Consider the following 13,938-nt stretch of genomic DNA (forward strand, 5'->3'; position numbering starts at 1 on the left):
TCAGCGCTTCAGCTTGGCCGCCTCCGTCACGAAGCTGCGCCAGATCTCCGCGGGCACGGTGCCGCCGGTGACGCCCTTCATGGGCCGGTTGTCGTCGTTGCCGACCCAGACGCCCACGGTCATGCCGTTGGCGAAGCCGACGAACCAGGCGTCGCGGTCGTCGTTGGTGGTGCCGGTCTTGCCGCCGGCCATTCCCCCGGCCACCGCGTTGGACACCCGCGCGGCTTTGCCGGTGCCGTTGCGCAGCACGCCGGCCAGCAAGGTCCGCATGGCCGCCGTGGTGTCGGCGTCGATGACCCGCTCCGGCTGGCGCTTGCCATAGGCGTAGATCTCGCGCCCGCGGGGATCGGCGATGCGCTGGAACAGGTGGCCGTCCACCTTGAAGCCGCCATTGGCGACCGTGGCGTAGGCCTGGGTCAGCTCCATCAGCGACACCTCGCTGACGCCGAGCGCCAGGCCGAGGTCGGCGTCCAGCGGCGATTCGACGCCCAGCCGGCGGGCCACCGCCGCGACCTCCACCGCATGGCCGCGGGTCAGGCGGGCCGAGGCGGTGTTGCTGGAATGGGCGAAGGCCTCGGCCAGGGTCAGCTGCTCCGGATAACGGCCGTCGACGTTGCGGATGGCGCGGCCGTCGGTGAACTCCATGCGCGAGCCGTCCACGGTGGAGGCCGGCGTCATCCCGCGCTCCAGCGCCGCCAGATAGACGAACAGCTTGAAGGCGGAGCCCGGCTGGCGCTGCGCCTGGACCGCGCGGTTGAAGTGGTCGCGCCGGGCCGAGGAGTCGCGGCCGCCGATCATCGCCAGGATCTCCCCGTCGCCGTCCAGCGCGACCAGCCCCACCTCCGCGTCGCCGACCGCCTTGGCGCGGCGCGCCAGCACCGTCTCCACGCTGCGCGCGGCGGCGATCTGCAGGTCGCGGTCGAGCGTCGTGCGCGCGGTGAAGGTCGGGCCGGGGCGCGCCGCGTCGGCGTAGCGTTCCTTGGCGAAGCGGTCGAAGCGCGCCTTCGCCGTGCCGCGGAAATGGCCGGTCGAGAGCGCCGCCGTCTTGTTCGCCGCGGCCAGCATCACGCGCTGGCGCTTGGCCGTCTCGGCCGTGCGCTTGGTGATGAAGCCGACGTCGGCCATGGCGTCGAGCACGATGCCGGCCTTGGCGTCCGCCTTCTCCGGGTCGGCGAAGGGGTTGAGCCGCGACGGGGCGGGCAGCAACCCGATGAGCATCGCCGACTCCTTCAGCGACAGCTGCGTCGCCGGCTTGCCGAAATAGACGCGCGCGGCGGCGTCCACGCCATAGGCGCCGAAGCCGAAATAGGCGCGGTTCAAATAGAGGTAAAGGACGTTCTTCTTGCCCAGCTGCTCTTCGAAGTCGTTGGCGCTGTAGATCTCGTACGCCTTGCGCGACCAGCGGTCGTAGTCGTTGAGGAAGATGATCTTCATCGTCTGCTGCGTCAGCGTGCTGCCGCCCTGGCTGAAACGCCCGGACGTCACCGCCACGGCCAGCGCGCGGGCGAGGCCCTGGAAGTCGATGCCGTCATGCTCCAGGAAGCGCCGGTCCTCCTTGGCGATCAGGCCCTGGATCAGGTGCTTGGGCAGCTTTTCCAGCGGCAGCGTGTCGCCGTAGGACTCGCCGGCCGAGCCGAGGAACCGCCCCTGCCGGTCGAGAAAGCGCACCCCCTGCCCGCGGTTGTGCGCCAGCACGTCGTTCACGGAGCGGTACTGCTCCCCGAACAGGTCGAAGGCGCGGGCGGGTGCGGAGGGAAGGCCGGCGAGCAGGGGAATCGCCAGAGCCAGCGACAGGGCGGCGCGGCGAAGAAAGGATGGCCGGGGAATTGGTCGTGGCATGGACCGCGTGTGGGCCTTTCATAAAGGCACGTGAGGCGCCACAGGTCGGCCCGCGACCCGGATTCCACAATCCTCCTACCCCCTAATTTCAAAACGGCGCCGACGACCTTTGCACAGTGCCGATTGCGCGACTACCACAGGGGGACGTCACGCTGTGAACGGGGTCTTCGATGGTGGCGCGTCTCCTTGCGGTGCTGGTCCTGCTGTGCGCGGCCGTGCTGCCGCTTCCCGGCTATGCGGAGGCGTTGCGCCAGGACCCGATCCGCATTCCCGCAAGCGTCCCAGGCCTGCTCGGCGCCGGCAAGGTGGTGCTGGAGGCTCTGGTGGTCCGGCCGGACGGCCCCGGCCCCTTCCCGCTCGCCGTCATCAACCACGGCTCGCCGCGCGACCCGGCGGTCCGCGGCCGGATGTCGCCCAACGGCATGCTGCCGCAGGCCCGCGAACTCGCCCGGCGCGGCTGGGCCGCGGTGGTGGTGATGCGACGCGGCTACGGCGGATCCGAAGGTGACTGGGCGGAGACCAACGGGCCCTGCAAGTCCCCCGACTACAAGACCGCCGGGGAACAGGGGGCCGACGACATCCGGCAGGCGATCCGCTTCCTGGTGCAGCAGCCCTACGTCGACGCAAAGCGCATCATCAGCGTCGGCGTGTCGGCGGGCGGTTTCGCCACCGTGGCGCTGACCGCCGACCCGCCGCCGGGACTCGTCGCCGCGGTCAGCTTCGCGGGCGGCCGCGGATCGCGCGCCGACGACGAGGTCTGCGCGCCGGAGCGTCTGGTGGACGCCTTCCGCGCCTTCGGCCGGACGTCCCGCGTGCCCATGCTGTGGGTGTATGCGGAGAACGACCATTTCTTCGGGCCGCGCTTGGCGCGAGACTTCCACGCCGCCTTCACCGGTGCCGGCGGGCGGGCCGACTTCGTCGCCGCGCCGGCCTTCGGCAAGGACGGGCATTCGCTGTTCTCCGGCCCCGGCATCCCGCAGTGGACGCCCGCCCTCGACCGCTTCCTGGCGGAGCAGAAGCTCACCCCGCGCAAGACCCTGATCGACCTGCCCACGGCCGCCCTACCGCCCCCGCCGGGCCTGTCGGAGCGCGGCCGCGCCAGCTTCCAGGATTATCTGGCGGCCGCACCCAACAAGGCTTTCGCCGTCTCCACCGACGGCGCCTTCGGCTGGCGCACCGCCCGCCGCAGCGAGGAGGAGGCCCGCGACGGCGCCCTGGAGAACTGCGCCAAGAACGCCAAACGCACGTGCCGGGTGGTGTACGTCAACGAGGCGGCGGAGTAGATCGCAAGTCGCGTAGGTTGGGTGGAGCGTCAGCGCAACCCAACAGCGCTCGCCACGGGAAGGATGTTGGGTTGCGCTACGCTCCACCCAACCTACGAAAATTGACAACAAAAAAGCCCGCCGTAACCGGCGGGCTCTTTTGAGACTCGTGGGGGGAGCGGCACCGAAGCGTCACCTCGGGGCGAGCACCATCACCATCTGGCGGCCTTCGAGCTTCGGCATCTGCTCGACCTTCGCCAGTTCGTCCAACTCGTCACGGACGCGAACGAGAACGTTCATGCCCAGGTCCTGGTGGGCCATCTCGCGTCCGCGGAAGCGCATGGTCACCTTGACCTTGTCGCCTTCCTCAAGGAAGCGACGGGCCGAACGCATCTTCACGTCGTAGTCGTTGTCATCGATGTTCGGCCGGAGCTTGATCTCCTTGACCTCGATGATCTTCTGCTTCTTACGCGCCTCGGCGGCCTTCTTCTGCGCCTCGTACTTGTACTTGCCATAGTCGAGGATCTTGCAGACAGGCGGCTCCGCCTGCGGGGCGATCTCGACGAGGTCGAGACCCGCATCTTCGGCGGCCATCAGCGCATCGCGCAACGAAACGACGCCCACCATCTCGCCATCGGCGCCGACGAGACGGACGGAGCGTGCCGTGATCTCCCGGTTGACCCGCGGTCCATCGCGGGTGGGAGCGGCTTCGGACGGTATCCTGGCTATGGACGCTTCTCCATGACTGATAACCCGCCGGGGCGCGACCCCCCGGAGGGAGGCCCGCCCGAACGGCGCGGTCTGTTAAAACGGCGAATCGAAAGCGGCGGCGCCCGCGGGGGACCTCGCCTCCTCCGCTAGTTTATTGAGCGCGGCGTCGAGGGCAAGAACTTCCTGATCCTTACCACCGAGAGTACGGAGGGCGACCGTCCGTTCTTCCGCCTCGCGCTTGCCCACGACCACCAGGACGGGAACCTTCTGAAGGCTGTGTTCGCGGACCTTCAGGTTGATTTTCTCGTTCCGGGTGTCGAGTTCGGCGCGGATGCCCCGGCGTTTCAGGAGGTTCAGCACCTCCTGGCCGTAGCCGTCCGCGTCGCTGGTGATGGTGCAGACCACCGCCTGGACGGGGGTCAGCCACATCGGGAACTTGCCGGCGTAATGCTCGATGAGCATGCCGATGAAGCGCTCCAGGGAGCCCAGGATGGCCCGGTGCAGCATCACCGGACGGTGCTTGGCCCCGTCCTCGCCGATGTAGGTCGCGTCCAGCCGTTCGGGCAGCACGAAGTCGAGCTGCAGCGTGCCGCACTGCCAGGTGCGGCCGATGGCGTCGGTCAGGTGGAACTCCACCTTCGGGCCGTAGAAGGCGCCCTCGCCCGGCAGTTCCTCGAACTCCAGCCCGGCGGAGCGGAGCGCGGTGCGCAGCCCCTCCTCCGCGCGGTCCCAGGTGTCGTTGGAACCGGCGCGGACGTCCGGGCGCAGGGCCAGCTTCACCGCGATCTTGTCGAAGCCCAGATCCCGGTAGACGCCGAGCTGGAGCTTGAAATACTCCGCCGCCTCGGTCGGCACCTGGTCTTCCGTGCAGAAGATATGGGCGTCGTCCTGGGTGAAGGCCCGCACGCGCAGGATGCCGTGCAGCGCGCCCGACGGCTCGTTGCGGTGGCAGGCCCCGAACTCCGCCATGCGGATCGGCAGGTCGCGGTAGGAGCGCAGGCCGTGCTTGAAGATCTGCACGTGGCCCGGGCAGTTCATTGGCTTGATGCCCAGCATCTTCTCGCCGTCGTCGGCGGAGACCTTGAACATGTTGTCGCCGTACATGTCCCAGTGGCCTGACGCCTTGAACAGCGAGCTGTCGATCAGCTGCGGCGTCTTCACCTCGACATAGTCGGCCTGCTGGAGCTTTGTGCGGATGTAGGTCTCCAGCGTGCGGAACAGCGTCCAGCCCTTCGGGTGCCAGAAGACCGAGCCGACGGCCTCCTCCTGCACGTGGAACAGGTCCAGCTCCTTACCCAGGCGGCGGTGGTCGCGCTTCTCCGCCTCCTCCAGCTGGTGCAGGTAGGCCTTCAGCTCCTTCTCGTCGCGCCAGGCGGTGCCGTAGATGCGCTGGAGCATGGGGTTCCGGCTGTCGCCGCGCCAGTAGGCGCCGGCCACCTTCATCAGCTTGAAGCCCTGCCCGACCTTGCCCGTGGTGGGCGCGTGCGGGCCGCGGCACAGGTCGAGCCAGTCGTCCTGCCGGTAGATGCTGATGTCCTGGTCCGCCGGGATCGCCTCGATCAGCTCCGCCTTGTAGTGCTCGCCGAGCTTCTTGAAGTAGGCGACCGCGTCGTCGCGGGTCCAGACCTCGCGGACGATCGGGATGTCCTTGGCCACGATCTCGCGCATCTTCGCCTCGATCTTCTCCAGATCGTCGGGCGTGAAGGGCTCCTCGCGCGCGAAGTCGTAGTAGAAGCCGTTGGCGATCGCGGGACCGATGGTCACCTGCGTGCCGGGATACAGCTTCTGAACGGCGTCGGCCAGCACGTGGGCGGCGTCGTGGCGGATGACCTCAAGCGCGTCGGGATGATTGCGCGTGACGATCTCGATCTTGGCGTTGGTGGTGACGGTGGTGGTAACGTCCTTCACCTCGCCGTCGATCTTGACGGCAAGCGCATCCTTGGCAAGGCGCGGCCCGATGGAGGAGGCGATCTCAAGCCCCGTCACCGGCCGGTCGAACTCCCGCACGCTGCCGTCGGGCAGCGTGATGGCGATGTTGGACGTCACCGAAGTCACCATTTGACTGTGTTGCATCACACCCGGCGCATGCCGGGAGGCGAAACTTCTAATGGGAAAGCAGCCCCTGTCAAGCGCGGGGGCGGCGCATTACGGGGGATTTTCACCACCAAGGCACCAAGACACCAAGGTTATGAGACAAAAGGGGCCTGCGCATGGCTGATTCGCCGAAATCGCCGGCGGTTACCCGCCGCGGACTTGGTGTCTTGGTGCCTTGGTGGTGATTGACCCTCTCACGCCGGTCTGCGCGCCGGGCGCGGCTCGCCGAACAGGTAGCCCTGGCCGAAATCGAAGCCGGCGCCGGCCAGCTCGGCCATCTGCTCCTCGGTTTCGATCTTCTCGACGATGACGTCGATGGCCTCCCCGTCCAGGCGGCGGCGCAGCGCCTCAACGCGCGGCGCCAGGGCGGGGTCGAGCAGCAGCGCGCGGTCGAGCTTCAAATAGCGGAACTCGTGCCGCACCAGCGTCTCCACGTCGATGTCCGGGTCGGTCACCTGGTCCATGGAGAAGCGGAAGCCGATCCGCGCCAACTGCGACAAGATGCCCAGGGTCACCGCCCCGCCGGCGCGCAGCTGCTCCTGGCTCAGCTCGAACACCAGCTTGGGCACCAGCGCCTGGTTCTGCGCCATCAGCTGCAGGAACTCCTTCATGAAGTCGGCGTCGCTGAGCGTGGCGGCAGAGATGTTGGAGAAGAAGCCGATGGCGTGCTGGCGCTTCTCCGTCTCGCGGATCAGCTGGACGCAGCGGACCAGCAGCAGGTTGTCGATGGTGGCGATCAGCCCCTCGCGCTGCGCGATGTCGAGGTAGCGGTCGGGCAGGATCAGCGCGCCGTCCGGCTCCCGCACGCGGGAGAAGGCCTCGTAGAAGCGGTGCTTGCGTTGCGGCAGGCTGACCACCGGCTGGAGGTGGATGTCGATGCGGTCGGCCTGCAACGCGTCGCGCACCGCTTCCAGCACCAGCGCGTCGTCCATCGGCGGCGCCTCGACGATGGATGCGATCGGGGGCTCCTCGGCGCGCGGCTGTGGCGCCTGCGGGGTCAGTAGGGGCGCGGGCGGCGGATCGGAACGGCGCTTTTCGGTCAGGCGGGTGACCAGCGATTGCAGGAGCTTCACCTCCTGGATCACCGTCTCGTACTGGCCGCCGTCGCCCGAACCCCGCGCCTCCTCCAACTGGGCGAGCCGCCGGCCGTGGTCCTCGGCCAGGGTGCCGACCACATGCTCCAGGATGTCGAGGCGGCTGGCCGTGGTCCGCTCGGCGCGCCGGCGCGCCGCCATCTCGTGGGCCAGCGCGCCGGCCAGGACGACCACGGCCCCGGCCAGCCCCGCCACCTCCGGGCCGGCGTCCGGCCGCAGGACGGCGACCGCCACCCCGGCCGCGACTCCGGCGGCCAGCGTGGCGACTCCATGAAGGATGACGGTCCGCATGCGCCCGTCCCTCCTGATCAGCGGTGGTCCGCCCCCACGGCGTCCGCCAGCCGGGCGAAGCCGTCGCGGCGCAGCAGGTCGGCCAGCCCGGCGTTGATGACCGGCACCAGCGCCGGCCCGGCGTAGACCAGCGCGGAGTAGAGCTGGAGCAGCGACGCGCCCGCGCGCACCTTGGCGTAGGCGTCGGCGGCCGACGCGATGCCGCCCACCCCGACCAGCGGCAATTTGCCGCCGGTCAGCCGGTACATCTCCCCCAGCACCTTGGTGGAGGGCGCGAACAGCGGCTTGCCGGACAGGCCGCCGGCCTCCGAGCGCAGCGGTTCCGGGATCGACACCGGACGGGCGATGGTGGTGTTGGAGACGATCAGCCCGTCGATGCCCGACTCCAGCGACACCGCGGCGATGTCGGCCTTGTCCTCGTCGGTCAGGTCGGGGGCGATCTTCAGCAGGACCGGCGGCGCCTTGGCGAGGTTGCAGGACGCCCGCGCGTCGAGCACGCGACCGAGCAGCGTGCGCAGCGGCCCGCGCCCCTGGAGCGCGCGCAGGCCCGGCGTGTTGGGGGACGACACGTTGACGACCAGGTAATCGGCCAGTGCCGCGACGCGCTTGACGCCCAGGACGTAGTCATCCGCGGCCTCAACCGTGTCCTTGTTCTTGCCCAGGTTGGCGCCGACGATGCCCGGCGCCTTGCGCCCGTTCGTCAGACGGCGCTCCAGCCGCTGGGCGAAGGGCTCCAGCCCCTCGTTGTTGAAGCCCATGCGGTTGATGACCGCACCCTGCTCCGGGATGCGGAACAGGCGCGGCTTCGGGTTGCCGGGCTGCGGGCGCGGCGTGACGCTGCCGGCCTCCACGAAGCCGAAGCCGAGCCGCAACATCGGGTCCACCACCTCGGCGTTCTTGTCGAAGCCGGCGGCGAGCCCGACCGGGTTGGCGAAGTCCAGCCCGAAGACCGTGCTGCGCAGGATGGGGTCGTCCGTTCCCCGGACCGCCGGCATCAGGCCGGTGGACAGGCCCTTGATGGTCAGGCTGTGCGCCGTCTCCGGATCGAAGCTGCGCAGGATCGGGCCGACGATGGGAAACAGGTCGATCACGGGACGATGTCCTCGGGAGAAGTGGGGAAGCTCGGCGGGAAGAGGTGGACGCCGTCCGGCCCCAGCGGCAACGGGTCGGCGCGCAGCACCGCCGGCACCGGCAGGGCGGCGTAGAGGTGCGGGAACAGCTGGCCGCCGCGCGACGGCTCCCAACGCAGGGCAGCAGCCAGCGCGTCGCCGTCCACGGTCAGCAGGACGAGCCCGTCCTGCCCGGCACGGTGCTTGGCGGCACTCTCCCGCACCTGCGACGCGGTGGAGAAGTGGATGAAGCCGTCCGCCGCGTCCTGCGAGGAGCCGGGGTAGGAGCCGGAGGAGAGCGCCCGCTCCCACTCGTCGGCCCGGCACATATGATAGATGATCCGATCGGTCATGGCGGCGGGGACATTACCCCAAAGCGCATCGGGCCAAAAAGCAAATCGGCGATGGCGGAGCCCGGTGCGGGAGGCTGCCTTTCCGTCTGCGTTGCAATTTGCAAACGCCGCAGCGGAAGCGCAGCGGCAATTTGCGGATGAGCGCGGCCCCAGCCCCCGCCTGACCCCGCGGAATCCGCACGGAACGGCGGAAAAGCTACAGATTTCCTAAAATGCCCGGGACTTCGGCGGGTTGGCATCGGGTTTGCTGTGATGGCGGCAATAAATGGAGGTCGCCATGAACGCTATCGCACTGACCGTGATGAAGGACCGGCACGCCGACGGCGCGCTCGACTCGTCCGTGAACATGCTGGGTGCCGCCCCCCTCGGCCCGATGGCCGAGGCGAGCCACACGCCGGTCCCGCTGAAGCCGACGGCGGCGATGCTGGCCGCGGGGTCGCGCGCCGGCGGCGTTTCGGTGGAGACCGCCTGGAAGATCTATCTCGCGATGATCAAGGAAGCGGCCTGAGGCCCATCCCGGTCTCAGTCACTCGACATCGTTGTAGAACAGCAGGGTCCCGAACTCGGCGCAGGCGCTTCGGCCGTGCGCCCAGTCGGGGCTTTCGCCGGCCCGGTGGACATGGGTCGCACCAAAGGTCGGGTCGGCCAGTTGCCCGGCCACCGCCCGGCGCGCGATGCGCCGGCAGGCGGCGAAGGCCGGATCGTCGGACGTGACGGCGTCCCGGCCGCCATTCCAGCCACCAAACTGGCCGGGCTTGCGGCAGACCGCGACGACATCGCCGCCCCACCACCAGCCGCCGCGTTCCCGCGCGCGGCGGACGCGGTTCATGACCAGCGCCGCCAGCGCCTCCATGGCCCGCACGGGCTCGCCGCGCGCGTCGCTCCACAGGGTGCGGGCCAGCGTGTCCACGGCCTCACCGGACCGGCTGTTGTCCTGAAGGACGCTGGCAGCGGAGATCGTCGGCTCCGGCCTCAGCGAACGCGCGCTCATCGGCGGCCCCCGTCGGAGAAGCAGCCGCTTTCCAGCTTGGTCTCGATGCGCAGCAGGTGGTCGGTCAGGCGCTGCTCCACATCCTTCAGCGTGGCGAAGGAGACGTAGGTCTTGGCGACCTCCAGCTTGTAGGCGGCCAGGCTCTCGCGCACCTGCGCCTGGGCCGATTCGGCGCGCACGCGCAGGTCCTCCAGCGCGGATTCGGAATCGTTGCGCAGCCGGGTGATCAGCCAGAACAGCCCGCCCATCACGGGCAGCTCCACGGCCGAGATCCACCAGACCAGGTCGACGGTCTCATGCATTGGGTTTCTCCGGTGCAAGGAAAAGAAAAAGGCCGCGTCCCGGGTGGGAAGCGGCCTTGCGGTGTCGGGGCGCATCACACCTCCCACCCCGACGACGGCGCCACCACCGGGGCGGTGCCGCGCCAGTCCGGGCGGCGGTCGGGCAAGGTGGAGCGGTCGAAGCGGAAGGGTTCGCAGGACAGGGCTCCGGCGACCGCGTCGAGACCGTCGTCCCTCCCCTTGTAGCGGACGTCCGGCGACCAATCGCGCATCTCGCGGACGAAAGCGGTCTCCCAGACGCGGGCGTGGGCGAGCAGGCGGCGGTCGGCGAGCAGCGCGTCGAACGCCTCCTGGATGCGGGCGGCCTTGTTGCGGGTGCTGCTCCGCTCCACGACCGACGCCGCGACCCTGGCCTTCTCCAGCGCCTTGCGCAGCAGGCCGGGCAGGAAGCGGCCGATGCCGTTGGTCTCCACATGGATCGACGGCAGGTGATGCTCCTCCAGGAAGCGCACGACCTGGGCGCACTGCTGCTCGGCCTCGGTCTCCGGGTTGCCGGGGTTCACCGTCAGGTAGAGCACCCGGTGCAGGTAGAAGCGACCGTCCTCCCCGCCGAAGACCGCGGCGACGACGCTGGAATCGCCGGGCTTGCCGCCCTCGGCCGCCGGCCGCGCGAAGGCCGGGTCCCACCAGCAGGAGGCCGAGGCCAGCCGCACCCCGTTCAGCGTCAGCACCGCGCGGCCCAGCGATTCCCGATAGTCCAGCACCCCGTCGTAGCGGCCGAGCTTGTCGAGGTCGAGGAAGCCCTCCGCCTCGTTCACCGGGCGCAGCAGCATCTGGCTGGTGAACTTGTTGGGGCCCGTCGCCTTGCGGATGCGGTTGACGTGCGCCTCGTCGAAGCGCCGCGGCCAAGCGTAGACGCGCTTGCCGTCCGGCCCGTCCGTGTAGACGGGCAGGACCAGCCGGGCGAAGCCGTCCAGGAAGGGCCGCGCCTCCCCCGCCTCCGGCCGCGGTTCGTCGGCGTAGATGGAGTAGTAGCTGTGCGGCGTCCCGACATAGAGCTGCACGCCGCCCGGCACCAGCAGGTATTCGATCTCCGCCAGCTTCTCCCGCAGGTCGGCGCGCTTGCCCGGGCTGCCGGAGGTGCGCGGCACCTCCACGTCGTCGCAGATCACCACGTCGGCGCGGCTTCCCGTGACGTTGCCGCCGATGCCCGCCGCGACCATGGAGGCGTCGCGCAGCTCCTGCGGGCGGACCACGGTGAACTGGTCGGCCGCCCACTGGTCGCGCTCCTTCGCGGGGGGCTTCAAGTGCTTGGTGTCCGGGTGCCGCTCGATGATGCGCTTGACGTTGCGCACCATCTTCTTGGCCAGCTTCAGGTCGGCGGCCAGCACCAGCAGGCGCCGGTTCGGGTCCTGGTACAGCATCCAGGCGGCGAACAGCCCGACCAGCGACGACTTGCCCGCCCCGCGGAAGGCCATCAGCAGCATCCGCCGGTCCGGGCCGGCGCATTGCTGCTCCAGCCAGACGGCGATGCGGCGGTGGTGGCGCGGCGTGACGAGGTCGGACAGCTTGTTCCAGTCGTGGACGAAGGCGAAGAAGCCCTTCTTCTTCTCAAGCTTCTCCTTCTCTGGCCCGTCCGTCATGGCAGCCGCCCCAGGATGTGCCAGGCCGCCCCGTTGGACATGACCGTCACCGCACTGCCGGTGGAGGCCAGGGTCACCACCGCGTTGTCCGGCCCGCCGCCGCCCGCCTTGGTGACGGTGACGGGATTGCCGGACACGTCGGACTTCTTGATCGTCACCGTGCGCCCCACCGCGTGCGTGGCGCTGGGCGCCGGCAGCTGCACCGTCACCGCCCCGCCGTAGGCGCTGACCAGATACAGCGACTGGTTCAGGTCCGGCTCGAACACGCCCGGCTGGTCGCGGAAGCCGGCGTTGCCCGGCAGGCTGTTGCCGGCGACGATCCACCAGCCGGCCCCGTTGGAGACCAGCGTCACGAAGTCGTACCGGTTGCCCAGCGCCACGCGGCGCCCGTCCGGCCCCGGTCCGCCGGATTCGGTGATGGTCAGGACGTGGGCCGACGCGTCGGTGCGCTTGACCGTCACCGCGTTCCCGTTGGCCGAGCCCGCCGCGGGCAGACGGAACTCCACGTCACCGCCATAGGCGCTGACCAGATAGACGGAGCTGGACAGGTCCGGCTGCACCAGCCCGCCGGTGACCGGCTCCACATACTCCGTGTCGTAGCGCAGAGCCTCCACCACCAGCTCGCGGACGCGGCTGCGCATCAGGCGGTTCTTCTCCGGATAGCCGGCGTTGACCGCGGTGTACTGGCCGCCCGACAGGTCGTAGATGGCCGGCCCGGCCGACATGGACAGCAGGTTGACGATGGCCGTCTCCACCGATCCGGCGTCGAGCTGCACGTTCGGCACGCCGCCCAGCGACTCGGCGTAGAAGTTCAGGATCAGCGTCTTGTCCGTGTTGGCGCCGACGCGGAAGCAGGCCAGCGCCATGGTCGACAGGTTGGCCTCGCAGTCCTGGAACGTGTTGTTGTACTTGCCCTGCTCCACATAGAAGCCGCAGCCGCTGATCGGGGCGGACAGCGAATAGACGCGCACCATGGAAAAGCGGTTGGCGTTCGGCGTGTCGCCGTCGCCGCTGCGCGTCAGCCAGACGCCGTGCACCGCCGGCCGCGCCACCAGCACCCGCGACACCATGTTCCAGTAGCAGGGCCAGTTCGGGTCGGTGTAGCCGTCGAACAGCAGCCCGACCCGCGGCTCCCACAGCGTCAGGTCGCTCACGCTGTTGTGCACGCAGGGACCGTCACGCCCGAACAGCCGGACGCCGGCGTCCCCCTGCTCCAGCCGCAGCCCCGACAGGGTCGCGTAGCCGTCCGGCAGGTGGATCAGGTCGAAGGCGTTCGACGCCCCGCGGATGATCGACGACTGCCCGGCCCCGACCAGCGTCTTGCCATAGGCGACGGTCAGCGTGTTGGTGATCCGGTAGGTGCCCGGCGGCACATGGACCGCGGTCGCGCTGGTCAAGGCCGCCTGGATGGCGATGGTGTCGTCCACCACGCCGTCGCCGACCGCACCGAAATCCTTCACCGACACCGCATCGGCCAGCTTCTCGCGGATCGGGCGGCGGACGGCGCCGGCCCCCGGGCCTTGATAGGTGGACAGTGCCTCCTCGTCCACCGGCGCACGGGTGGTGGGGTTGCCCACGCTGTCGAAGGCGAGCAGCCGGCCGGCGCGCAGCGCGCGCTCCGGCAGCAGGTTGGAGGCCGGCAGGTCGGTGTCGGTGTAGCGCAGCATCAGCTCCTGGTCGCCGGCCACCTGCTGGAGCGCGGCGGTGAGCTGGTCGAACTCCCGGTTCAGGGTCGAGGCCGGCAACGGCCCGCTTTCCAGGAAATCGCTGGTGCGCTCGATGGGCAGGCGGCGGCGCAGCAGAACCGGCGTGCCGGCGGCGGGCGCGGCCGCGAAGGTCACCGTTCCGCCGTCGCTGCTCCCGGCGCCGTCAACCGCGTAGCCGGTCGCTTGCAGCGCCGCCCCCAGGAAGACCTGAAGGTCGCCCGCCGCAAAGATCGGGAACGGAAAGGGAAAATCCGTCTGCGCCCCGTCGGCAAGATACTGCACGCGCGGAGTCCCGCGCGGAACTTGGATGGTCGTGGGCATGAATGGGCCCCTAAGGCGAGGGCCGTAGGTTGGGTGGAGCGCCAGCGCAACCCAACACACGCGCCATTGCAACGATGTTGGGTTGCGGCTGCGCCACCACCCAACCTACGAAACTGCACTTTCCCATCGTCATTCCCGCGAAGGCGGGAATCCAGGGCACATCAGCCACTTGACGGCGGAGTTTCCTGGATCCCAGCCTTCGCTCTACGGTATGCACACGTTTCGCCATTGCGGTAAGTGCCT

The 13,938-nt window shown here is 69.5% G+C and carries 12 protein-coding genes; 2 read left to right on the plus strand and 10 right to left on the minus strand.

Going from position 1 to position 13,938, the window contains the following annotated elements; genetic code table 11:
- Complete coding sequence (locus J2851_RS14160) at positions 1–1,839, minus strand: transglycosylase domain-containing protein (RefSeq protein WP_209766933.1); 1,839 nt, start codon at positions 1,837–1,839, stop codon at positions 1–3.
- A 170-nt stretch (positions 1,840–2,009) separates the two neighbouring features.
- Between J2851_RS14160 and J2851_RS14165 the strand changes: the two genes are divergently transcribed.
- Positions 2,010–3,122: a CocE/NonD family hydrolase gene (locus tag J2851_RS14165; protein WP_209766934.1), complete on the plus strand. Its 1,113-nt coding sequence runs from the start codon at positions 2,010–2,012 to the stop codon at positions 3,120–3,122.
- A 171-nt stretch (positions 3,123–3,293) separates the two neighbouring features.
- On the opposite strand, the gene infC is transcribed toward J2851_RS14165, so the two are convergent.
- From infC to J2851_RS14190, 5 genes are all read right to left on the minus strand, one after another.
- A complete protein-coding gene (gene infC / locus J2851_RS14170; protein ID WP_209767066.1) occupies positions 3,294–3,821 on the minus strand; it encodes a translation initiation factor IF-3 in 528 nt (175 codons plus the stop codon).
- Between the two features lie 84 nt (positions 3,822–3,905).
- On the minus strand, positions 3,906–5,870 hold the full coding sequence (thrS, locus tag J2851_RS14175; RefSeq protein ID WP_209766935.1) for a threonine--tRNA ligase: 1,965 nt from the start codon (positions 5,868–5,870) through the stop codon (positions 3,906–3,908).
- A gap of 230 nt (positions 5,871–6,100) precedes the next feature.
- The gene (locus J2851_RS14180) at positions 6,101–7,291 is read right to left on the minus strand and encodes an EAL domain-containing protein (RefSeq protein ID WP_209766936.1); all 1,191 of its coding nucleotides are present in this window, start codon (positions 7,289–7,291) and stop codon (positions 6,101–6,103) included.
- A gap of 17 nt (positions 7,292–7,308) precedes the next feature.
- Positions 7,309–8,382 (minus strand): quinone-dependent dihydroorotate dehydrogenase, encoded by a 1,074-nt coding sequence (locus J2851_RS14185; RefSeq protein WP_209766937.1) that lies wholly within the window; start codon positions 8,380–8,382, stop codon positions 7,309–7,311.
- Positions 8,379–8,753 carry a DUF952 domain-containing protein gene (locus J2851_RS14190; protein ID WP_209766938.1) on the minus strand — a complete coding sequence of 125 codons (375 nt, stop codon included), beginning with the start codon at positions 8,751–8,753 and terminating at the stop codon, positions 8,379–8,381. Before J2851_RS14190 ends, J2851_RS14185 begins: the two co-directional genes overlap by 4 nt.
- Before the next feature lie 277 nt (positions 8,754–9,030).
- Between J2851_RS14190 and J2851_RS14195 the strand changes: the two genes are divergently transcribed.
- Positions 9,031–9,261, plus strand: a complete 231-nt coding sequence (locus J2851_RS14195; RefSeq protein WP_209766939.1) for a hypothetical protein — start codon at positions 9,031–9,033, stop codon at positions 9,259–9,261.
- A gap of 18 nt (positions 9,262–9,279) precedes the next feature.
- On the opposite strand, the gene J2851_RS14200 is transcribed toward J2851_RS14195, so the two are convergent.
- From J2851_RS14200 to J2851_RS14215, 4 genes are all read right to left on the minus strand, one after another.
- Positions 9,280–9,744, minus strand: a complete 465-nt coding sequence (locus J2851_RS14200; protein ID WP_209766940.1) for a cell wall hydrolase — start codon at positions 9,742–9,744, stop codon at positions 9,280–9,282.
- The gene (locus tag J2851_RS14205) at positions 9,741–10,046 is read right to left on the minus strand and encodes a hypothetical protein (RefSeq protein WP_209766941.1); all 306 of its coding nucleotides are present in this window, start codon (positions 10,044–10,046) and stop codon (positions 9,741–9,743) included. The genes J2851_RS14200 and J2851_RS14205 overlap by 4 nt, the downstream gene beginning before the upstream one ends.
- A gap of 74 nt (positions 10,047–10,120) precedes the next feature.
- Entirely contained in the window at positions 10,121–11,668 is a 1,548-nt protein-coding gene (gene terL / locus J2851_RS14210; RefSeq protein ID WP_209766942.1) for a phage terminase large subunit, read from the minus strand.
- Positions 11,665–13,695 carry a glycosyl hydrolase family 28-related protein gene (locus tag J2851_RS14215; RefSeq protein ID WP_209766943.1) on the minus strand — a complete coding sequence of 677 codons (2,031 nt, stop codon included), beginning with the start codon at positions 13,693–13,695 and terminating at the stop codon, positions 11,665–11,667. Before J2851_RS14215 ends, terL begins: the two co-directional genes overlap by 4 nt.
- Positions 13,696–13,938 lie beyond the last annotated feature (243 nt).

It is taken from the genome of Azospirillum rugosum (assembly GCF_017876155.1).
Classification (GTDB): Bacteria; Pseudomonadota; Alphaproteobacteria; order Azospirillales; family Azospirillaceae; genus Azospirillum; species Azospirillum rugosum.

Excerpts from the sequence above, each read along its gene's own strand:
- J2851_RS14160 (WP_209766933.1), bottom strand. The coding sequence starts at position 1,839 with ATGCCACGACCAATTCCCCGGCCATCCTTTCTTCGCCGCGCCGCCCTG.
- J2851_RS14165 (WP_209766934.1), top strand. The coding sequence starts at position 2,010 with ATGGTGGCGCGTCTCCTTGCGGTGCTGGTCCTGCTGTGCGCGGCCGTG.
- thrS (WP_209766935.1), bottom strand. The coding sequence starts at position 5,870 with ATGGTGACTTCGGTGACGTCCAACATCGCCATCACGCTGCCCGACGGC.
- J2851_RS14180 (WP_209766936.1), bottom strand. The coding sequence starts at position 7,291 with ATGCGGACCGTCATCCTTCATGGAGTCGCCACGCTGGCCGCCGGAGTC.
- J2851_RS14190 (WP_209766938.1), bottom strand. The coding sequence starts at position 8,753 with ATGACCGATCGGATCATCTATCATATGTGCCGGGCCGACGAGTGGGAG.
- J2851_RS14195 (WP_209766939.1), top strand. The coding sequence starts at position 9,031 with ATGAACGCTATCGCACTGACCGTGATGAAGGACCGGCACGCCGACGGC.
- J2851_RS14200 (WP_209766940.1), bottom strand. The coding sequence starts at position 9,744 with ATGAGCGCGCGTTCGCTGAGGCCGGAGCCGACGATCTCCGCTGCCAGC.
- J2851_RS14205 (WP_209766941.1), bottom strand. The coding sequence starts at position 10,046 with ATGCATGAGACCGTCGACCTGGTCTGGTGGATCTCGGCCGTGGAGCTG.
- terL (WP_209766942.1), bottom strand. The coding sequence starts at position 11,668 with ATGACGGACGGGCCAGAGAAGGAGAAGCTTGAGAAGAAGAAGGGCTTC.
- J2851_RS14215 (WP_209766943.1), bottom strand. The coding sequence starts at position 13,695 with ATGCCCACGACCATCCAAGTTCCGCGCGGGACTCCGCGCGTGCAGTAT.